The sequence below is a fragment of the Actinomyces sp. Marseille-P3109 genome, assembly GCF_900323545.1.
GTDB lineage: Bacteria > Actinomycetota > Actinomycetes > Actinomycetales > Actinomycetaceae > Actinomyces.
In genome coordinates this window covers 488,691-509,569 of record NZ_OOHN01000008.1, presented here as the reverse complement: position 1 = coordinate 509,569, position 20,879 = coordinate 488,691, and the positions used below count along the sequence as shown (strand labels likewise).

The window sequence follows — 20,879 nt, the reverse complement described above, 5'->3', positions numbered from 1 at the left end:
ACCAGCCTACGCCATCACCTTCGAGACTCTCGCCCTCATCGACGCTCGCCTCGACACCGGAAGGCGGTCACGGCGGGATGACGCCATCGTCACGAGAGCAGATCAAAACGGGCAGGCGGACGATTCCACGAGGTCGCTGCGAGTGGCTCTCGAGCCGCTTGGCGCCCACATCGAAACTCGACCGTGACGGCACTGCAACCACTCTGTGACCGTATGGAATGGCACTGGGGAGCCGCCCTCCGACTCCGTCGAGGAGCGACGTGGATGTACGCAACATCACAAGGGGAGCGCTCACTCTTAGCGATGACGGCGAAACACCAGTATCGTGACCCGAGCCCCACAGCGACACCCTGGAAGGACCGCGCCTTGCCTACTTCCGCACTCATCGTGCGCTCCCTCTCCGCGCAGGCATCACTCGAGCCTCACACGTTCACCGCGTCTTTCACCGTGGGGAGGTCACCCGACAGCGATGTGCAGATCGTCCATCCCCTCGTATCCCGGACGCACCTGCTGGTCACCCCCACCCCAGCGGGATGGACGGTGAGCTGCCAGGGACGCAACGGCATGCTCGTCAACGGATCGGTCACTCGCGAGGCGCTGATCACCCAGGGAACGCGCATCCAGCTGGGTGACGCCTCCGGACCGGCACTGGGACTGACCCCGGTCGTGTCGGGCCCGGCTACTCCGACCGGAGCCCCCGTGCAGCCGCAACCGATGAGACAGCCCACCGGGTCGGCGCCGAGCGCTCCTTTCATGCCGTCCCAGCCAAGCGCTGCCTCCGCCCCGCAGTTCGGAACCCAGCCCCAGGGCTCCGGCTACGCACCCGCTGCCCCCGCGCCCGCGCAGTCACCCTCGGGCCTGCCTCCCACCACGGCCGTCTCCACGCAGGCCCGCACCATGCCGCCGGCCATGAGCTCGGCCTCCTCAGCCGCCACCTACGTCGCCTCCGGCAGCCCGCACGCAGCGCCATCGTCAACCTCGGCGAACTCGGGCGCGTTCCCCTCATCCAGGCACACTCTCAAGTCCTTCCGCATCACCTCCTCAGGCACCATTGGTCGAGCACCTGACAACACCCTGGTCCTGGACGACCCACTCATCTCCAAGCACCACGCCCGTATCGACGTCTCGGCCAACGGCATGGTCGTCACCGACCTGGGATCCACCAACGGCGTCTACGTCGCCGGTCAGCGAGTCTCCCAGGTCCAGGTGACCCAGCCCGTGCTCCTCGGCCTGGGCTCGACCTTCATCGCGCTGAGCCCCGACGGGCTGTGCGAGGTCCAGGTCGTCGGAGGCACCGGCGGCGAGCTGGTGGGTAAGGACCTGACCTTCCGCGTCAACAACGGCAACCTGACCCTGCTCGACGGCATCTCCTTCTCCCTGCCGGGCAACGAGCTGCTGGCCGTCGTCGGCCCATCGGGAGCGGGAAAGTCGACGCTGCTCAAGGCCCTCACCGGCGAGCAGAAGGCTCAGGAGGGCCAGGTGCTCTTCAACGGGCTGGACGTCTACGAGCACTACCCGGTCATGCGCAACAAGATCGGCGTGGTCCCCCAGAGCGACGTCATCCACTCCGCGCTCACCGTCCGCAAGACCCTGGAGTACGCCGCCGAGCTGCGCTTCGCCAAGGACGTCACCAAGGCCGAGCGGCGTCAACGCATTGCCGAGGTCCTGGAGGACCTCGACCTGACTGCGCACGTGGACAAGCGCATCAAGAAGCTCTCCGGCGGCCAGCGCAAGCGGGTCTCCACCGCCATCGAGCTGCTCACTCGCCCCAGCCTGCTGTTCCTGGACGAGCCCACCTCCGGGCTGGATCCCCAGCTCGACCGCGACGTCATGGACCTGCTGGCGTCGCTGGCCCACGGCACCCGCCCCGGTGACAGCGGCCGCACCGTCGTCGTGGTCACCCACAACGAGAACCACATCGACCGGGCGGACAAGGTCCTCATCCTGGCCGCCGGAGGAAAGCCCGTCTACTACGGCTCCCCCCGCGAGGTACTCCCCTACTTCCGTCAGCGGCTCAACGAGATCGCCTCCCAAGGCCGCCTCCTGCTCAACACCCCCAAGGGCACGCTGCCCGACCCGCCCGCGGTGGACGGCTATGCCGACGTCTACGCCCTCATCCGCAACCACACCGCAGAGCTGCGCCAGTACATGGAGGCCACGGTCCCCTCGACGCGCCGCGGCGGAGCCCCCGCAGCGGCCGCTGGACCGGACACTCAGGAGAAACCGCCCAAGCAGCAGTCCGTGCTCCGACAGGTCTCGACCCTCGTGCGACGTCAGCTGAGGATCGTCGCAGCGGACCCCTCCTACCTCGCCTTCATGCTGCTGCTACCCATCATCATGGGACTGCTGACCAAGGCGATCGAGGGAAGCGACGGTTTCGCGGTTCCTCACTATCCGGAGCCATCGCCGCCGACGCCCGAGAATCCCAACCCTACGATCATCAAGTACTCCAGCCAGGCCATGCAGCTGCTGGTCATCCTCATCACCGGAGCGGCCTTCTCCGGGATGTCCGCCACCATTCGCGACCTCATCGGCGAACGGGACGTCTTCCTGCGGGAGAAGGCCGTCGGACTGAGGTCGGGCGCCTACCTCTTCTCCAAGGCGGTCATCCTGGCCCTCATCACTACCGTTCAGACCGCGCTGATGATGGGAATCGCCCTGGCTCTCAACAAGGGCCCCAGCGATGCCGTCATCCTGAACGGGTGGCCGGGGCTGGAACTGGCCTTCTGTTGCTGGGCGGTGGCCTTCGTCGCCGGACTTCTGGGGCTGGCGGTCTCGGCAATGGTCTCCTCCTCGGAGCAGGTCATGCCGGTGCTGGTGGTGGTCATCATGGCTCAGCTGGTCCTGTCCGGGGGCATCATTCCGATCTCGGGCCGTGCGGTTTTCGAGCAGTTGGCGTGGTTCATGCCGTCCCGATGGGGATATGCGATGGCCGCCTCCACCCTCAAGATGCTCGCCATCATGCCCAACCGCGACGACGCGCTGTGGAAGCATGAGACCGCACAGTGGCTGACGAACTACGGGTTGCTCTCGGCCATCGGCCTGACCTGCATGGTGGCCTGTTACATCGCTTTGGCCCGTCGCGGGCGGCGCTGATCTTCGCTCCGCCCCTCTGATCGATCTGATGCAGACGTCGGGGTGCCCGCCATGCGGTGGGCACCCCGACGCGTCATACTTCTCCGTTCCCCGGCTATCTGCTGGTGATGCTGGATACCACCAGGTCGAAGTTGTAGGAGCCTCCTTGGGCGACCATGAGTCGGGCGGTGCTCTGGCTCGTCTGGGGCGCCACAGTTGCGCTGTAGGTGCCCGGTACCTTCCAGCCGACCTTGCCCGACTCCGGTGAGACCGCGACCACGAGGTTGCCCGTGTCACTGGCCGAGGAGCTGTACTCCCCGACCTGGAAAAGCAGCTGTCCGTCGCCGAGCACACCGATGGGCCCGATATGGCAGTCCTCACCTTCGGCGGGTTCAGGGAGCGCGAGCTTCTTGCTACCGACCTTGGCCGTGCACGCACTCGTGTCGATGACAACATTGGTCGTGCCACTGGGGCCGATGACCGGAGTGGTCGAGGATGAGGCTTTCGCCAACGAGGTGTATGCCTCCTTGAGCGCCGAGGCGTCCAGTGGCACCGATGAGGCCCACCTGCGGGACTCTGAGAACGTGCCCGAGACGGTACCGGCCTCGCTGCCATCAGCCTTGTAAACCGTGGCACCCGACGACGTCATCCGTGAGAAGGCCTCAGAGCCGGTCTCGATGTTGAATCCACCTGGGAACCGTGAGTCCTCGCCGAAGTCTGGATCCTCGCCCGACTCCGACACGAGCACTTCACCGGTCTCGGCCGAGAGGACCTGGACCTGCCGGGACTTGTTCTCATAGGTGAGGATGAAGCCGTTGCGGACCCGTCCTTCCTGGTAGCCGCCGGAAGCGCGCCATTTCTCCTTGCCGGCTGCGTCATACCCGACCAGAGGGCCCCCGTCGAAGGAATCTCCCTTGAGGGCCGCGATGCCAAGGTCCTCGGTGGTGCCGACGTACTTGGAATCCTTGGGGAAGGGAACCTTGGACGTCTTCCCCGCGGCACTGACGAGAGAAGACTCACCACTGAGCCTGCTGCAGAGCAAGGATCGGTCGGCCCAGAACGTGGCCTTGTCGCAGTCACCGGTCCATACCGGCTTGGTAGAGCTCTTCGTGAGGTCAACAAATTGTGTCTTCGACGAATGCTTGTAGACGAGCATGGTCCTGTCCTCGGACACAGCGGAGTCATAGGCGTCGGAGTAGCGCTGGTCCTCGTGGACGCTGTTGCCCGCGGGGAGTGCCGCCGGCCAGGCGTTGCCGACACTCGGCCCGGAGAAGAAGTACCACCAGGTGGTCCCCGCTCCCACGACTGCCAGGACGGTGACCACAGCTGCCGCCATCACCCATCGACGACGCCACCACCGCTTCCGGGCCCCATCAGTCTGCCCGACCGCCAGGTGGCCCGTGCCCTGAGTGCCCGGCGGTGAGAAGAAGGGGGCCTGGTAGGCGCCGTTACCTGGGAGCACGCCGCCGGGCATGCTCGCCGTCACCGGCCCGGCGACACCGCCGGCCCCTGGAGCACCGCCGGCGACCGGCACCTGGCCAGGACTGTGAGCGTAGTGCCCTGCCACCAGGGTTGGCGTCATGGGCGCCATCGGCGTCGTGACCGGGGTTGAGGAGGAGCCGGACAGCATGGTCGGATCCGTCACCGAATCCGGGGCCCGCCCCGGCATCTGCCCCGACGATGGAGCGTCCCAGTCATAGGGGACGGCCGAGGCCGTCGACTGCGGGGGTGAGACGAGCCTCGGCGCCGCGGGCAGGCCCACCAACGCGGTCTGCAGCACGTCAAGGCGCTGAGCGACATAGTCGATCGGGGGACGCATATCGGGCTGCTTGGCCGTCATCGAGGCGATGAGCTCCCACAGGGCATCGGGCACACCGGCAGGGCGACCAGCGTCACGTCGGGCGTGCTGGCTGAGCAGCTGGGTCGGTCCTCCCACAAACGGCGTGGTCCCGCAGCTCATCTCGTAGAGCATGATCCCCAGCGAGTAGATGTCTGCAGCAGACGTCGGCGCCTGCATCGACAGGATCTCCGGAGCCATGTACAGCGGGGTGCCGATGGCCCCGGTGAGGTGGGAGGCGGAAAAGGTGTCACAGATGCGCGCGACCCCAAAATCCGCCAGCCGAGGGACGACCGCCTCTGGCAGGGCCCCTCCCGGGGCGACACCGGTGGCAACCGTCTCGGCGGGATCGCCGCCTCTGCTCGGGTGCGAGCTGAGCAGGACGTTGGCCGGCTTGATGTCCCGGTGAATGACTCCGGCGCGATGAACAGCGGACAGCCCTTGCGCGATGCGTGTTCCCAGGGACGCTACCTGCGCAGGCGGCAGTGACCCGCGAGCCCGCAGGAGATCGCGCAGGTCCCCGCCATTGACGTAGTCCATGACGATGGCGAAGGTGGAGCCCTCGATGACGACATCCCGAATTGCCACGACATAGGGGCTGCGCACTCGAAGCAGTGTGGAGCGCTCCTTGATGAAGCGCTCCACGACGTCGGGGTTCTCCACCAGATCGGCGCGTAGCACCTTGAAGGCCAGGACCTCGCGGGCGTCGATGCGCCGACCGCGCCAGACCTCTCCCTGAGCACCTGCACCGATCCGGGACTCCATCAGGTAAGAGCTTCCGAGGTGTCGGGGGGCGGGGCTTTGGGTCATGAGGGCTCCGTGTCGCTCAAGGGCTTGCAGGCGTTACCGAGACCTTATCGCGATATGCGCGGTAACCAGTCCGCTCGGCCGGGAGATGGTCGTGAATCGCGCCGCGTTCGCAGGCATCCCTGCGACCGGAAGGCCGACAGAGGCGACTAGAGTGGGGCGCGTGAGCAAGCAGATGACAACCTCCGACCCACTGGTGTGGATCGACTGTGAGATGACGGGCCTGGACCTGAGCGCTGACGCACTCATCGAGGTCGCCGTCGTCGTCACCGACTACGAGCTCAAGCCCCTGGCCGACGGTATCGATGTGCTCATCAAGCCTTCCACCGCCGCGCTGGAGCAGATGGGCGACTACGTGCGGAACATGCACACTTCCTCGGGGCTTCTCGATGACCTGGAGAGCGGACTGACCATGGAGGAGGCCCGCGAGACGGTTCTGGACTACGTGACCTCCCTCGTCCCCGAGGCCCGATCCGCTCAGCTCGCCGGAAACTCCGTAGGTACCGACAAGGCGTTCCTGGCCCGCGACATGCCCGAGCTCATCGAGCACCTCCACTACCGGATCGTGGACGTCTCCTCGCTCAAGGAGCTGGCCAAGCGCTGGTACCCCAGGACCTTCTTCCACGCTCCGAAGAAGGCCGGCGGCCACCGCGCACTGGCGGACATCCTGGAGTCCATCGACGAGCTGCGCTACTACCGCGCGGTCCTGTTCCCCGATGGCGAGGGGCCGAGCTCTCAGGAGTGCAAGGAGGTCGCCGAGCGCGTCCTGTCCGAGCCGACGACAGGCCACAGACTCCCGCCAACTCCGCTGAAGTGACGTAGTGCACCGAGTTCAGTTTGGTAGGCGAGGAGATGAGCGGATACAGTACCGATTCGTTGCGGTAGTGCCGCACATGGTGGCTGTAGCTCAGTCGGCAGAGCGCCTGGTTGTGGTCCAGGAGGTCGCGGGTTCAAGCCCCGTCAGCCACCCCATCCACCGGTTTCGGTAGCTCCCACTCCCCGTTGCCGCAAAGGCTCACCTGAGAGCTCGACGCACGTGACGCCGGGAGCCCGCGTCCAACCCCTGAAGGGGTCCATGCCGGCCCTGGAGCAGCTGGTCACTCCACGACTGCCCTTCTCCTTGTTTCCTTCACGATGTTCGGCACGCAGGTTGCTTGATGCTCTCGCAACCTCGTGCTTGAGAAAGTCCCTCCCATGCAACGACGCGACTTCCTGCTTGCGCTGGCCGCCGGAACGGCCGGCTGCCTCACTGCCTGCACCGGGGTGCAGGCACCCCGACGCGCCGTAACCGGCTCACCCCAGGCACATCCGCCCGCCTCGCCTTCGTCATCCCCCTCACCAGCACCGTCCCCGACGCCGTCGCTCAGTCCGCTTCACCTGCAGGACGGTCCGCCTCCACTACCGGCCCCCACTCCGGCGGACTCACTCATCACCGGTCTGCCGGAGAACGTCGGCAATGTCGTGGCCATCACGGTCGATGACGGCGTTGACTCCTCGGTCGTGGACGCCTACCTGGACTTCGCCAAGGACTCGGGAGTCCGACTGACCTTCTTCGTCACAGGCGTCTACCCGAGCTGGACCGATAACCGGGACAAGATGATGCCCCTCGTGGAGTCGGGGCAGGTTCAGCTGGCCAACCACACCTGGACGCACCCGGATCTGACGACGTTGTCAGAAGGCGCGATCATCGACGAGCTCACCCGGTGCGAGAACCTGCTGCGCAATACCTACGGCGTCACCGGGGCGCCCTTCATTCGGCCTCCCTACGGCAGCCGCAGCTCCTTCACCGACTCGGTCTGTACCAAAGCGGGCTACACGACCGCAGCCCTGTGGTACGGATCGTTCGGGGACTCCGGGCTACTGACGCAGGACGTGCTCCTCGGCGAGGCCCAGAAGTGGCTACTGGCGCAGCACATCGTCATCGGTCACGCGAACTTCCCCACGATCACTCAGCTCTACGGCCAGATCATCGACATCCTGCGACAGCGTTCCCTGCTGACCGCCACGCTCGACGACGTCTACTTCGGCCCCGGACACAATCGTCACGCCTGAGGCGGCTCACAGCGCCTGAGCCTCCTGGACCTCGCAGCACTCCTGCATCCGGGAGGCATCGATCTCCGGGGTCCGTGGGAGGTAGACGATCTCGCAGCGGCCTTCGAGCTGCTCGTTAAAGGTGTCGACCCAGTCGTCGCCGATGACGAAGACATCGATGCCGTACTCATCGATGTCCTGACTCTTCTGGCCCCAGGTCTGCTCGGGGATCACTAGGTCAACGTACCGGATGGCCTCGAGCATCGCCTTGCGCTGATCGTAGGAGAAGTAGGCACGCTTTCCCTTGGAGGCACTGAACTCATCGCTGGACAGAGCGACAATGAGATAGTCACCCATCGCCTTGGCTCGACGCAGCAGCTCGATATGCCCGTAGTGGAGCAGGTCGAAGGAGCCGTAGGTGATCACACGTTTCATCAGCATTGTCCTCAGGGTCGGAGCATTCAGTTTTTGTGCGAATCACACAAGAACTGAATGTGTCGTCGTTGATTGCGCGTATGGCGGTAGAACGCGCTTGCCGTTAAGTCTAGGCAGTTCCCATCCCCCCAAAACCCTCTGTTATCCCTCCGAAGCAGGCATTCGACCATGGCGGCCGTCACCCGTCATCACTTCACCCAATGTATGCGCCGAACTGCGCTCCGACCCTTGACGTGCGCCATAACCAGCTGAGGCCATCATGTGACCGAACCCCCGTATTTCCCGGTATCGCAACGATTACGAGGAGTTTCAACGTCGTCACGACTGGCCTTGAACGTCACATTCTGATTGCAGACCACCCAATCATGACGGTGGCCGCTTTTCCAGTTGTCCCACACAACTACCGTTATAAGAAAGCGAGTAAAGAAGGCCTTCTTCCCGGGCCTCACTCATCCCAGCGTCTTGGAGGTCGCCCGTGGTCGCAGTAGCTCCTGCCTGCACCTTCACAGGAGCCTCTCGCGCCATCTCCGGCGCTCCGTCCCGGACCGGGTCGACGCCCTCAAGGACGTCTCCCTTGTGGCGCGCGTTGGAGAGTCGATCGGCATCCTGGGGCACAATGAGGCCGGGACGGTGAGCGCTCTCTCCACACCGGCACTTCTGGGGGTGAACGCGGTTCTCGTCCCAGAGCTGTCCGGGGAGCGCAACGTGCGCCTGGGATGCCTGGCCATGGGGCTGGAGCCTCGGGCGATCGAGGAGATCCTCCCCGAGGCGATCGAGCCGACCGGGATCTGGAAAGCCATCTACCGTCCGATGAGGACCTCTTCATCCGGGATGTCGTCGCGTCTGCGCTTTGCGATCGCTGCTGCGGCAAACCTGCACATTCTTCTCATTGATGAGGCGCCTTCCACCGGTGACGCCGCATTCAAGAAGCGCAGCGAGAACAAGATGACGCAACTGCGGCGTGGTGCAGGAACGGCGCTCATCGTCAACCATGCCGCGCAGGTCGTTGAGGAGATATGCGCCCGGGCGCTGTGTCTCATGGATGACGAGCTCATCGGGGATGGTCCCGGGCCGCAGATCGCTCATGACTACCGGTGGTGGTCCTGGAGCATCACCAAAGACAAGCCGGAGAAGGCCGTACAGATTCTGGCCACGTGCCGGGAGAAGTGGAAGCCGGCAGGGGTGCGGATCCAACGCTCTGAGGGACGCATGTCCCCTTACCGACACGCTCAAGGAGTATGACAATGCACGATACGGAATCCACGTTCGGGGGGCGGATCACTGTCTACGGCTCCTGCGTGGCCAGGGACTCGGCCAGGGAGCTGGAAAAGAGGGGCTGGAACGTCCAGCGTTACGTGGCCCGCCAGTCACTCATCAGCGCGGGCCGGCCGGCGGACGCCGGCGACCTCGACCTGTCGGTGCTGACGTCACCCTTTGCTCGCCGCTCCTTCCTGTCAGACATGGTGGGTAACCTGGAGGCGCAGCTGACGGCCGTCGCCGCTCGTACTGATCTGCTGCTGTGGGACTTGACCGATGAGCGTCTCGGTGTTCTGGAGACGGCCCCCGGGGCGTTCCTGACCTGTTCGACGGAGGCCATGACGGCCGGTCTCTACGACGACATCACCGGCAGGCATGTTGAGCTGGGCACGACGGAGCACCTGCACCTGTGGCGACCCGCGCTTCATCACTTCAGCACTTTCCTGAAGCAGCTGGACCTCATGGACAGGACGGTTCTCATCCATGTGCCGTGGGCGATGAGAACCGCCTCCGATGAGCCAACGATTTCGAGCTGGGGGCAGACTGCGACGGAGACCAATTGGGTCATGACCCGCTACATCGACCTTGTCCGTCAGGAAACTGGTGTGCGGATCCTCCAGGCACCCGATGAGCTCGTTATCGCCGACGACGCCCACCGACGGGGCCCAGCCCCCTTCCACTACGTTGCCGCCCTGTATGTCTGGCTTGCCGACGAGCTCGAGGCGATCCATTCGGCACGCAGTCTCGTGCCATTGGCGTAGGTCCCACCGCACCTTGCCCACTCCAGGAGCTCATCCATGCCCTGAGGAAACTGGCCCGAGTTTTCCACAGGGTGGTGTCAAGGTCTGGCGGTGGAGGTGTGTGGGCGGGTAATGTCAATACACCGCCCGGACGGGCAGCGTTGCCCGTCCCAGTGGCGTGAGGAGTTGTTTCGGTGGCGAGGAGGCTTCCGTGATGAGTGCGTCCCTACGATCCCCTGCGCCCGGGAGTGCGCGACAGTCAGCAACCGGTCGTGGCCGGTACGGTTCGCGCCTCAAGCGGCGTCGGGTGGCCGCCGGCTTGGCGGCGGTGTGTGCACTGGCCCTGGGGGTGGCCGCCTGCTCGTTGAAGGACGCTAAGGCCGTAGCCAGCGCGAGCGCCAGCTCCAGCGCCTCGGCGGCCGTCGCCCGCGCCGAGAAGGGGATCGCTGACGCCAACGCCTCCGCAACTGCCTCCCGCGAGGCCGCCCTGACCCCCGACCTCAAGGCCAAGCGCGACACTGCCCTGGCCGAACCCGCCCCCGTCAAACCCCTGCACATGGACGAGGAGACCGCCGAAGGCGCTGCAGCCAGCGTCTACTACTTCCTCGACCTCTACCGCTACGCCTACATGACCGGCAACACCACCGAGCTTGAAGCCATGAGCGAAAACGGATGCAAATTCTGTCGCTCAACAATCGACAACGCAACGAATCTGCACAACGCAGGAGGGTGGAACGATAAATGGGAGCAAGAGGTCACGAACGTCAGGTACTACGAAAAACTTGAAGGCTATGATTACAATAGAGTCGAAGCTTCCGTGAGTCACCAAATGATTACGTCTCACCCAGGAGGAGGGGTGGATACCGAAACATCAAGTCCAACCAAGAATGAGCTACTTGACTTTGCTGTACGTCACACCAATGGTCGCTGGATGATTGGCGGGGTGAGGGTTGAACAGCAATGAGTCGTTACATTATTGCTTTAGGTGCCGCCTTACTGCCCGCCTTTCTACTAGTTACTGGAAGCGACTCCCTGGCCTTGCTTCCTGAAACTAAAGGAAACTTCACTGTCGAAAATCAGGATAATACCCCAACTATTCGCGGAGAAAAAAGCGAGACCGTCACCCAGGAAGGCCCTTCGGAATCTGGCGAATCAGCGGCGCCACCTCGTCCGGTTGTGTCGGCGTCGGATCCGTCGATGTGGGATGAGCAGCCTCATCAGGACTGTGTCAGCAATGGCGGCCAGATCCCCGACATGGATTGCGCGGTCAACATGCTGGGCCGCCCCTCCCAACCCGACCAACCCACCGGAGGAGGCGGTGGCGGGCCCCGGGTCGTCACCATCACCACCCGCGAAGCAGCCACCCTCATCGCCACCGGATCAGGCATCACCCGCCAACCACCCGGACCCCAAGTCATCATCACCAAAGCCTTCATCGTCTACACCAACCCCACCCCCCGCCACCAGACCACCACCATCCTGGGCACCACCATCGACGTCGAGTTCACGCCAGACACCCCTCCAACCCCCACACCCGAGGAGCACAAGGGCAGCACACCCCTCCTCAACGAGCCGCCCAGGCCCTCACACCCCCACCAAGCCCCACAAGCCGACCGACATACCCAGCCGCCCTCAGCGCCTCCACCGCCCGGTCCTTACCGATGAGGCACTCATGAACGGAGAACTGGATGACCTGTGGCTGGCCGGCAACGTCGACCTGGCTGCGCCGTCCTGCTACCGAAGGAAATCCAGGGGGCGGTGTCTGTCGCCGCTGCCCCGGCGAATTCGGTCGCGGGGATAGCGCTGGGCGCCGACCGAGTCCAGGAAGCGTAGTAGGTAGGCATTCACTCCGCAGACGGGACCGATGAGGCTAACGCGGGACGGGCGCCGAAGGGCCCTGTGCACACCTGTCCTCAGACTGATGTGTCAGATGGTGTCGCGCTGGAGCTGCTTGGTGAGGCGGGCACAGGCTCCGGCGTCGAGCAGTATGAAGTTCTCGGGAGCGACGAGACGGCCCGAGACGACGTCTTCCACCGCCTGGTGCACCTGTGAGGGAGTATCGGCCCCGACCGCACCGATGGCCTCGTGCCGAGCACGGTAGTGGTCCGTGTCCGGTCGGCCGTGCGGATCCCAGACGATGCCGACGCATCCGGCGACCATTCCCTCGTCGAGGACGGAGGAACGGTCGGAGACGACGGCCCAGGAGCGAGCGAGTACCTCAGGCAGGTCACGGCCGGTGATCACGGGGATTCCCAAGGCCTTGAACCACTCGGGGGCACTCAGCGCCATCGTGGGGTGGGCGAAGAGGACGGGGCGGTGGCCGGCCTGGGTCAGGCCGGCGGCCAGTTCGAGCCAAGGGCGGTAAAGGTCGTTGAGAAGCCCGACGGCGGCGGGATCGGCGTTCAAAGCGCGTGAAACCTCCGGGTCCCAGGTGGGGGCGAGCAGGATACGGTCGCGTTCGCGTCCCAGGAGGCTGTAGAGGTGGTCATGCCGGGGAAAGCCAGTACGCCAGACCTCTCGGTCGGTGAGAGTGTAGGAGGTGTGGTTGGCGGTCAGTCCCGCCTGCTCGGGAGCGGTGGCACAGATGACGACGTCCAGGCGGACGCCGTTGAACCAGCGCCACATGTCGCGCATGGTCACACCGTTCTGGAGGAAGACGACGCGCTGGTCGTCTCCGGTGCCCGCACCGGTGAGCCGGTGCTTGATAAGGGGGTCGCCGATGTCGGACAGGAGAATGGTCTCAGCACCGACCCAGGCCGCGTCGAAGCCGGGTCCGGTGGGATCCATGAGGACGAAGCCATCCTGCGCAAGCCGGTCCCAGTCAGGAGATGAGCGTTCGATGACGAAAATGTGCCGGACACTGGGGGCGTGGGTGCGGGCGTAGCGGTAGAGCGGCTCGGCGTTGTCCCCGGCGCTGTCGTGACGATCCATGTAGAGCCAGGTACGGGGCCAGTCGCTCGGGGAGGAGGCCGTGTAGGGCGAGGGCGGCGCGGTCGACACCGAGGACGACGAAGAAGAGGACGATGACACTGCCGACCTCGACGATGCACCGGTCTGCAGCCCCTGGTCCTGAGTGCTGCCGCGGGTAAGGATCTGGGTCAGGCGCTGGCGCAGTCCTGGCGAGGATGAGCCGTGACGGCGCCTGCCGGGCACTGTCTCAGGCGGCTTGGGGTTACCCCGGTAAGGCGCTACCGCGATCTCCTGGCCGTTGATGACGGCGGTGATCTCTCCCTTGGGCAGCCAGACGATGCGCTCGTGGAGCACCACCTCGTCGAAGTAGCGATGGTCAACCGTCTTGGTACTGGTGGGATCAGCCCAGGCGCCGTCTACCTTCCACTGCTCCGTTGGCATGGCCCCGGTGTAGAAGTAGGTGGCCTTCTGGTCGCTGCGGAACCTGCGTGCTGAGGACAGGATCGGTGCCGGCATGCGGCCTCCCGCCATGGCAACCAGGGCGGTACGGCGCCCCACGGCCAGCGATGTGGAGCAGTACGCCTCGATCTGGAAAGCGGGAACGCGCTGGGTGACTGCGCGCAGAAGTCGGGCGACCTCAGTGCGCTCATCAGTCGCCAACCGGGCCGATGGATAGCGCAGCCCTCGATCGGCGTCGGTGACCTGGATCAGACGGTGGATGATGAGCTGATAGATCCAGTCGGGAGGCGGATTATCAGCCTCCAGCCATGCCGGGATGAGGGTGCCCAGCAGATGGCGGTAGTGGCTGACGTCCCCCCAGGCGCCGGGGGGCGACGGAGCATGACGGATGACGGCTGGGCCATCGTGGAGGCCGAGGCGGTTGCCGGTGGCGAGGATATGGGCAATGAGCCCGCTCAGGCCGACGTTCTCATCATGGCCGCCGGCACCGTCGGCATCATCGACGCCGCGGAGGGGGCTCGCACCGCCCCAGTCCGGTAGGCCTCGACGGGGGACGGTCAGGACCACGCCACTGATGGTGTCGGGGAAGATGTAGGGCTCGGCAGTCAGGTCCGCGCTACGGCTACCGTGGCTGAAGCGCCACTGAAGCCGGTCGTCCCGGCTGCCGTCGTCGGGGCGGACGATCACGGTCGGGGTGAGAAGAGTACCGATCCCGTCTCCCGAGCCGCGCTGAGCCAGCGAGGAGAGGTAGCCGGGTTCGACCCGATCACCGGCTCGCAGGAACAGGACTCGGCTTCCGGCCGGTAGTGCGCTGAGGGCTTGGGCCACCGACACCGGATCGGGGCAGGCGATGGGGACGATCCCGGTCTCGGGCGGATCCTGCTCAAGAGAGTCGAGCGTGTCCTGACCACCTGCGGAACCGATGATGATGACATGCAAGGTCTCGGTGCTGCGGGCGTTCATGAGGTGGGCATCTCCATTTCGTGGGGTGGTCCCCAATGACTAATGGTGGACGTCGCCAGCACCTCTGTGTTGGAGATGTCCCAGGTGTGTCCGAAAGTCGTCCCACGCCGCTGGGCGAGCCCGCACCGGGAGACCACATAGATACGGGCCCAGAAACGTAGGCAGTCATTGAGAAAACCAACGTCAATTCCAAGGTTAAATTTGGGACAATTGATGTCACTCACCAGGTCCCTGCGAGCCACCAACGTGAACCCCAAGACGAAGGTCGCATAGCGACACCTCCACCCAGCGAAGCACGGCAGCACCAGCGAGACGCCTGACCCAGCAGAGCCGGCGACCGCGGCGCAGTCCAGATTGACGTCGAGCAGCTTCTCGCACAAGCACCTGGCCTCGGTCAGGTTGCCGCCCTCAAGCGCTATAGCGGCGGCGTAGCGCACGAGCCCCGTGACCGCCGACAGCTCCCACCGACCAGAGATGGCGCACCTGATTCTCCTGAGGACAACACCCCTCATCGCAGGCGCATGTCATTCTTGATCCGGGCCGTCGAGACCTCAGGAGTACGGGGAAGGTAGACGATCTCACACAGCCCCTTGAGCTGGCCGTCGAACTCGCCCCTCCAGTCATCACCCATGGCGAACACATCGATACCGTACCTGTCAATGTCCTCGACCTTCTGCCCCCAAGTCAGCTCGGGCACCACAAGATCAACATATCGAATAGCCTCAAGCATCGCTTTGCGCTCCTCGTAGGAGAAGTACGCCCGCTTCCCCTTTCCAGCATTGAACTCGTCGCTGGAGAGCGCTACCACCAGGAAGTCCCCCAGAGCTCGTGCGCGCTTCAGCATCGCAATATGACCATAGTGGAGCAGGTCATAAGTGCCATAAGTGATCACACGCTTCATCGACTTACTCCTTGACTGGGCGTTCAAGGACCACCCACATGACGACATACATGACAAACCGCCATGAGTATTACCTAGTCGCGAGCCGATCTCGAAGGTGTCACAGAAACGATGCGATACTGATATATGGTTGATATATTGGCTCCTCCCATGGCCAGTACTCCGTGGGGCGATGTCCGTCAGCCCAGAAACGTGTGACCCGAACTCGATCCGAAGCCGGGCCGTCAAGGATCAGCAAGGGATCCACCTCGGGCAGCACCTCATTCTGATGTCAGTTCACCGCAGTGGGGAGCAGCTCGACGACACCGGGATGCTCGGTGAGGTAGGCACCGACTCGGTCCTCGGCTAAACCCTTGAACAGGAGCGCGTCCGTGCACTGCGCACCCTCCTCCCACTGGGAGGGATAGGAGGTCCTGGTGCGGGAGTCGTTCCCCAGGACCAGGATGTTGGCGACTGGTTCCTGGCCGGCCGGTACAGGCTGCTGCAGTGCTCATATGGCGCTACCGGCGAAAGGAACGGCAATCATCTCAATACCGGAGGTGATGGAGTGACGCGCCCACAGAGCGAGGCATCCCGCGGCCAGGGTCAGGACCAGGAAGATCGCCAGGACACTGAGGAACGCGATTCTCCAGCCTCAGCCAGCTGCTCCCAAGTGCGCTCTGCGGGACTGCCCCGGTGCCGGAGGAGGCTTCGACATCACTGTTGGCGCCGTCGGCACCGTGAACACTCGGAGCCACCCCCATCGGAGTCGACCTTTTCAGCCAGGACGCCTCCAGGATCTGACAAGGGAGTCTTCGTCATGGAGTAATGGCATCATGTCTTTTTAGAACGCTTTGGCCGGAATTCCTAGCAAATAGGAATTCCGGCCAAGAACCTTGAGAAATGAGATGTGACTGAGGCTATCTCCCCATCATCGCTACCTCATGTTCGCGGCATCTTTCCGCACGATCAGACGAGTGTCGTCCGGTTATGTCACAAACCAGGCGGCACGAGCTGGTACATCCACCCGTAGGGGTCCTCGGCGTGACCGGCTTGAATAGAGGTGAGCCGGTCATGGATCTGCCGAGTGACCTCACTGCCCTCGATCCGAGCGTCGAACCCCTCTCCCTTGAGGTGGCCGAGGGGCACGACAACAGCCGCGGTGCCGCAGGCAAAGACCTCGCTGACCCGACCCGACTCGATGTCTGCGAGCAGCCCCTCCAGGCTGATGGTGTCCTCCACAACGCTCCGGCCGGAGTCGCGCAGCAGACGGATGATCGCGCTGCGGGTGGAGCCTTCCAGGATCGTCCCAGTCAGGCGCGGGGTGCGCACAGCCCCGTCAGCGTCGACGACCATGATGTTCATGCCGCCGAGCTCTTCAAGGTTCCTCTGTGAGACGTCATCCAGGAAGCAGACCTGGTCACACCCCTGAGCGTGGGCCTCCTGCTGGGGAAGCAGAGAGGAGGCGTAGTTGCCGCCGGTCTTGGCCGCACCCGTCCCTCCGCGCCCGGCGCGGTGGTAGTCGGTCGTCACCCAGATGGAGATGGGCTCAAGACCGTTGGTGAAGTAAGAACCCGAGGGAGAGGCGATGACGTAGTAGTCGACCACCGCGGAGGGGCGTACACCGAGGAAGGCCTCGGAGGCGAAGGCGAAGGGACGCAGGTAGAGGGACTCCCCCTCGCCTGAGGGCACCCAGGCGGCGTCGGCTCGCACCAGGTCCACCAGGGAGGCGACGAAGTCCTCCTCAGGCAGCTCCGGCAGGGCCAGGCGACGAGCGGAGGCATTGAGCCGGGCCGCATTGTAGCGGGGCCGGAAGGTCCACACCGAGCCATCATCGTGCCGGTAGGCCTTGATGCCCTCGAAGATCTCCTGGCCGTAGTGGAGCACGGCGGTGGCCGGGGACAGACTGAGATTGCCGTAAGGAACGACGCCGTAGTCTCCCCAGCCCTCACCCTGCGTCCAGCGAGCATGAGCCATGTGGTCGGTGAAGCAGTCGCCGAAGTGAAGGTTGGTCAACACCTCCGCGCGCTCGTCCTCGGTGACCGGCGAGGAGTTGGCGGTCAGAGGGAAGCGACCGGCAATCGCGTCGGCCTCCGGGACGGGAACCTCGGCCGCACGAGCCAAGGAGGTGGATGCGAAGTCGGTTGAGGTGGCGTCTGTCTCGGGCATAGAACCACCCTACCGCCGAGGCCACCACCCGGACACAACCTTCCCATATCCTGGCCCCCCTGATAGGCCTACGGCTGGATTTAGGCCTGCGGTTGGATTCCGGCCAGGCCTACCACCTCGGGCGCCTCGTGCATCCTCATCGGGCCGTCATGCTTCATCGACGACGACGGCCGGGGCGTCTCAATGCGGCGATGCGTTCACCCCTGGGCCACGGCGACGGCGATGGCGTCACCGATCTGACTGGTCGTACGCTCAACGCCATCACCACGCGTGGCCATGTCGGCCATGACCGCTGCCTCGACCCGCGCCGCTGCCTCAGGCAGTCCCAGATGGTCGAGCATGAGGGCGACGGCACTGATCGTGGCGGTCGGGTCGGCCTTGCCCTGCCCGGCGATGTCCGGGGCCGAGCCGTGCACGGGTTCGAACATGGAAGGGAACTCCCTCTCCGGATTGATGTTGCCCGAGGCGGACAGGCCGATGCCGCCGGTGACGGCACCGGCCTCATCGGTGAGAATGTCACCGAAGAGGTTGTCGGTGACAATGACGTCGAAACGGCCCGGGTCGGTCACCATGTAGATGGTGGCAGCGTCCACGTGGCAGTAGTCGACGACGACCTCGGGGTACTCAGCACCAACGGTCTCGACGGTGCGGCGCCACAGGTCACCGGCGTGGACGAGCACATTGTGCTTATGGACGAGCGTGAGGTGCTTGGCCGTCCTGGCCTGCGCCTTGGCGAAGGCGTAGCGGACCAGGCGCTCCACTCCATAAGCTGTGTTGACACTGACCTCGGTGGCGATCTCGTGCGCCGTACCCTGACGCACCACTCCCCCGTTCCCGCAGTAAAGTCCCTCCGTGCCCTCACGCACCACGACGAAGTCGATGTCGCCGGGGTCAGCCAGTGGCGTCGGCACGCCCGGGTAGTAGACCGAGGGGCGCAGGTTGACGTAGTGGTCCAGGGCGAAGCGCAGACGCAGGAGCAGGCCGCGCTCAAGCACACCGGAGGGGACGGAGGGATCGCCGACAGCACCCAGCAGGATGGCGTCGTGAGCCTTGATGGCCTCAAGATCCTCATCGGTGAGGGTCTGCCCGGTTCGGTGCCAACGCTCGGCCCCCAGATCGAAGGTGGTCGGCAGGACGGCGATTCCCGTCCCCTCCAGTGCCCGATCGAGAACCTTGAGCCCCTCAGGGACGACCTCCTTGCCGATGCCGTCACCCGGGATTACTGCCAGTTTGATGGTCTGCGTCATGAGGCCACCTTAGGGCATGGCCATGATGCGAGACGCTCGGTCCGCATGGTGGCGGCCCCTCGAACTCGCGTTTCGACCGACGGTCGGTTAGTCTTGTTCCAGCCACTTCTGAGGAGGAGACATGCCGCGCACCCACCGCCCCGCCGCGCAGCGCCGCGAGGAGATCCTGAACGCCGCGCACACACTGTTCACTACCAAGGGTTTTCAGCCCACCACCATGGAGGACATCCTGAGGGTCGTAGGCATCGCCAAGGGGACGCTGTACTACCACTTCCCCAGCAAGGAGCAGATCCTCAAGGCCCTCGTCCTGCGCATTGTCGGCCAGGTCGAGCATCAGGCCCGTGAGATCGCCGACTCCCAGGCTCCTGCGATGGAGAAGTTTGCGGCGATCATGGCGGCGATGCAGGTCGAGGACACCGAGACCGAGCTCGTTGAGCAGTTCCACGCGCCGGGCAACGCCGAGTTCCACCTGCTGTCCATCACGGCGATGATCGAGCACCTGACACCTATCCTCGCCGACGTCGTGGCCCAGGGGGTGAGCGAGGGGACCTTCAGCACGGACCGGCCCTATGACGCCATCGAACTTGTCCTGAGTGCCTCCAGCATCCTCTTGGACCACGACATCATGGATGCCAACCCGGCTGAGCTCGCCCGCCGCCGCGAGAGCCTCATCTGGGCGAGCGAGACACTTCTGGGTGCCCGTCCCGGGAGCCTGGCCAACTTGTTGGAGGCCGGCTCATGAGACGTGTCGGCCTGCTCGTCCTGGGCTCGTTCATCAACTCACTGGGAACGGGACTGACCGCATTCGGGCTGGCCATCATCATGCTACGCACCTATGGGACGGCCTCCTCGGTGGCAGCCGTTCAGCTGAGCTCCTTCGCCCCTGTTGTACTTCTGGCTCCTGCGGCAGGCGTGCTGGCGGACCGCTACGACCGCAGGCTGATGATGATGATCGGAGATGCCGGCTCGGTGCTGGGACTGGGAATCATCCTGATGGCTCTGTCCTCGCCCCGCCCCTCCCTGGCCTGGGTCTGCACAGGAGCAGTCGTCTCCTCCTGCCTGGCCGCCCTCACCGAGCCTGCGCTGCGGGCCAGCGTCACCGACCTCGTGAACGAGGAGGACTATGTGCGCTCCTCCGGTCTCCTCCAACTGGCCTCGGCGGCCAAGTACCTGCTGGCTCCCGCCGCGGCAGGGCTCCTCATGCCTGTCGTCGGCGTGAGAGGACTCGTCCTGCTCGACGCCAGCACCTGCATCGTCACCGTGGCCTGCACCGCCACGGTGCGTCGGTCCCTGGTTCGACAGACAGTCCCTCAAACCACGTCTCAGCAGGAACCCGATCGGGACGTCATGGCGGGCTGGCGGACCATCATCTCCTCATCAGGCCTGCGTACCCTCGTGGTCCTCATGACCCTGGCGACCCTCGCGATCGGGGTCATCCAGGTCCTCATCAAGCCGATCCTTCTGCCCACCGTGAGCACCTCGCAGATGGGGATGATCGAGACGATCGCCGCCACCGGTATGCTCGTGGGCGCGGCACTGGTCACCGCCTGGAAGAGTGCACGGCCGACGACGCTGCTGGCTGCGGGTCTGGCCGCCACCGGTGCCGCGATGGCTCTGGTGCCTCTGGGGCCGGGCGCCTGGTGGGTAGCCGCCTGCGGCTTCCTCACCTTCGCCAGCCTGCCCCTGTCCCAGGCCGGGGCCGAGGTCCTGGTGCGCACCCGTGTCGATAACGCCCGGCAGGCACGAACCTGGGGCACCATCAGTCTGGTGACCCAGATGGGCTACTTGGTGGCCTACCTATGCTCAGGGGTGATGGTCGACCACGTGCTCCAGCCTCTCCTGAGTCCGGGGAGACTACTGTCGACAAGTCTCGGAACAATTGTCGGCACCGGCCCAGGACGCGGCGCAGCGCTGCTCGTGGGCCTCATGGGACTGGTCATGGCCATGGTGGCCCTCGGCGTCCACCTCCGGCGCCACCAGCTCGCCTGAATCTGAGCGACACGGAGGCAAAAGGCGGTGTCCCCCGACGACTCAGATCGTCGGGGGACACCGCCGTGGGTAGCCTCAGC

General features: G+C 64.8%; 15 protein-coding genes and 1 tRNA gene. 10 read left to right on the top strand and 6 right to left on the bottom strand.

The genetic code is table 11. The features are described 5' to 3' along the window. Positions 1 to 366 precede the first annotated feature (366 nt). Positions 367 to 3,096, top strand: a complete 2,730-nt coding sequence (locus tag BQ8008_RS02460; RefSeq protein WP_108832658.1) for an ATP-binding cassette domain-containing protein — start codon at positions 367 to 369, stop codon at positions 3,094 to 3,096. A gap of 94 nt (positions 3,097 to 3,190) precedes the next feature. On the opposite strand, the gene BQ8008_RS02455 is transcribed toward BQ8008_RS02460, so the two are convergent. Beyond that, positions 3,191 to 5,722: a serine/threonine-protein kinase gene (locus tag BQ8008_RS02455; protein ID WP_108832657.1), complete on the bottom strand. Its 2,532-nt coding sequence runs from the start codon at positions 5,720 to 5,722 to the stop codon at positions 3,191 to 3,193. 172 nt (positions 5,723 to 5,894) lie between these two features. On the opposite strand from BQ8008_RS02455, the gene orn reads away from it, so the two are divergent. From orn to BQ8008_RS02440, 3 genes are all read left to right on the top strand, one after another. Beyond that, the gene (gene orn, locus BQ8008_RS02450) at positions 5,895 to 6,536 is read left to right on the top strand and encodes an oligoribonuclease (protein ID WP_108834580.1); all 642 of its coding nucleotides are present in this window, start codon (positions 5,895 to 5,897) and stop codon (positions 6,534 to 6,536) included. A gap of 79 nt (positions 6,537 to 6,615) precedes the next feature. Beyond that, a tRNA-His gene (locus BQ8008_RS02445) sits at positions 6,616 to 6,691 on the top strand. 222 nt (positions 6,692 to 6,913) lie between these two features. After that, complete coding sequence (locus BQ8008_RS02440) at positions 6,914 to 7,771, top strand: polysaccharide deacetylase family protein (protein ID WP_108832656.1); 858 nt, start codon at positions 6,914 to 6,916, stop codon at positions 7,769 to 7,771. Positions 7,772 to 7,777: 6 nt separating this feature from the next. Here the strand turns inward: BQ8008_RS02440 and tagD (BQ8008_RS02435) are convergent, their stop codons facing one another. Continuing rightward, the gene (tagD, locus tag BQ8008_RS02435; protein ID WP_108832655.1) at positions 7,778 to 8,185 is read right to left on the bottom strand and encodes a glycerol-3-phosphate cytidylyltransferase; all 408 of its coding nucleotides are present in this window, start codon (positions 8,183 to 8,185) and stop codon (positions 7,778 to 7,780) included. A 387-nt stretch (positions 8,186 to 8,572) separates the two neighbouring features. Here tagD (BQ8008_RS02435) and BQ8008_RS02430 point away from each other — a divergent pair, with 387 nt between their 5' ends. The 4 genes from BQ8008_RS02430 to BQ8008_RS02415 all read left to right on the top strand — a co-directional run bounded on the left by BQ8008_RS02430 (position 8,573) and on the right by BQ8008_RS02415 (position 11,847). Beyond that, positions 8,573 to 9,427, top strand: a complete 855-nt coding sequence (locus BQ8008_RS02430) for an ABC transporter ATP-binding protein (RefSeq protein ID WP_234415186.1) — start codon at positions 8,573 to 8,575, stop codon at positions 9,425 to 9,427. A gap of 2 nt (positions 9,428 to 9,429) precedes the next feature. Beyond that, on the top strand, positions 9,430 to 10,203 hold the full coding sequence (locus tag BQ8008_RS02425) for a DUF6270 domain-containing protein (RefSeq protein ID WP_108832654.1): 774 nt from the start codon (positions 9,430 to 9,432) through the stop codon (positions 10,201 to 10,203). Between the two features lie 193 nt (positions 10,204 to 10,396). After that, complete coding sequence (locus BQ8008_RS02420) at positions 10,397 to 11,146, top strand: DUF6318 family protein (protein WP_234415432.1); 750 nt, start codon at positions 10,397 to 10,399, stop codon at positions 11,144 to 11,146. A gap of 233 nt (positions 11,147 to 11,379) precedes the next feature. After that, positions 11,380 to 11,847 (top strand): hypothetical protein, encoded by a 468-nt coding sequence (locus BQ8008_RS02415; RefSeq protein WP_234415486.1) that lies wholly within the window; start codon positions 11,380 to 11,382, stop codon positions 11,845 to 11,847. Positions 11,848 to 12,108: 261 nt separating this feature from the next. Here the strand turns inward: BQ8008_RS02415 and BQ8008_RS02405 are convergent, their stop codons facing one another. The 4 genes from BQ8008_RS02405 to BQ8008_RS02380 form a co-directional block, all read right to left on the bottom strand. After that, a complete protein-coding gene (locus BQ8008_RS02405; protein WP_108832653.1) occupies positions 12,109 to 14,514 on the bottom strand; it encodes a hypothetical protein in 2,406 nt (801 codons plus the stop codon). A 508-nt stretch (positions 14,515 to 15,022) separates the two neighbouring features. Then, entirely contained in the window at positions 15,023 to 15,415 is a 393-nt protein-coding gene (gene tagD, locus BQ8008_RS02395) for a glycerol-3-phosphate cytidylyltransferase (protein ID WP_108832652.1), read from the bottom strand. 972 nt (positions 15,416 to 16,387) lie between these two features. Beyond that, on the bottom strand, positions 16,388 to 17,563 hold the full coding sequence (locus BQ8008_RS02385) for a branched-chain amino acid aminotransferase (protein WP_108832651.1): 1,176 nt from the start codon (positions 17,561 to 17,563) through the stop codon (positions 16,388 to 16,390). Between the two features lie 197 nt (positions 17,564 to 17,760). Beyond that, the gene (locus tag BQ8008_RS02380) at positions 17,761 to 18,810 is read right to left on the bottom strand and encodes a 3-isopropylmalate dehydrogenase (RefSeq protein WP_108832650.1); all 1,050 of its coding nucleotides are present in this window, start codon (positions 18,808 to 18,810) and stop codon (positions 17,761 to 17,763) included. A gap of 121 nt (positions 18,811 to 18,931) precedes the next feature. Between BQ8008_RS02380 and BQ8008_RS02375 the strand changes: the two genes are divergently transcribed. Further along, the gene (locus BQ8008_RS02375; protein WP_108832649.1) at positions 18,932 to 19,552 is read left to right on the top strand and encodes a TetR/AcrR family transcriptional regulator; all 621 of its coding nucleotides are present in this window, start codon (positions 18,932 to 18,934) and stop codon (positions 19,550 to 19,552) included. Continuing rightward, complete coding sequence (locus BQ8008_RS02370; RefSeq protein ID WP_108832648.1) at positions 19,549 to 20,799, top strand: MFS transporter; 1,251 nt, start codon at positions 19,549 to 19,551, stop codon at positions 20,797 to 20,799. The genes BQ8008_RS02375 and BQ8008_RS02370 overlap by 4 nt, the downstream gene beginning before the upstream one ends. Positions 20,800 to 20,879 lie beyond the last annotated feature (80 nt).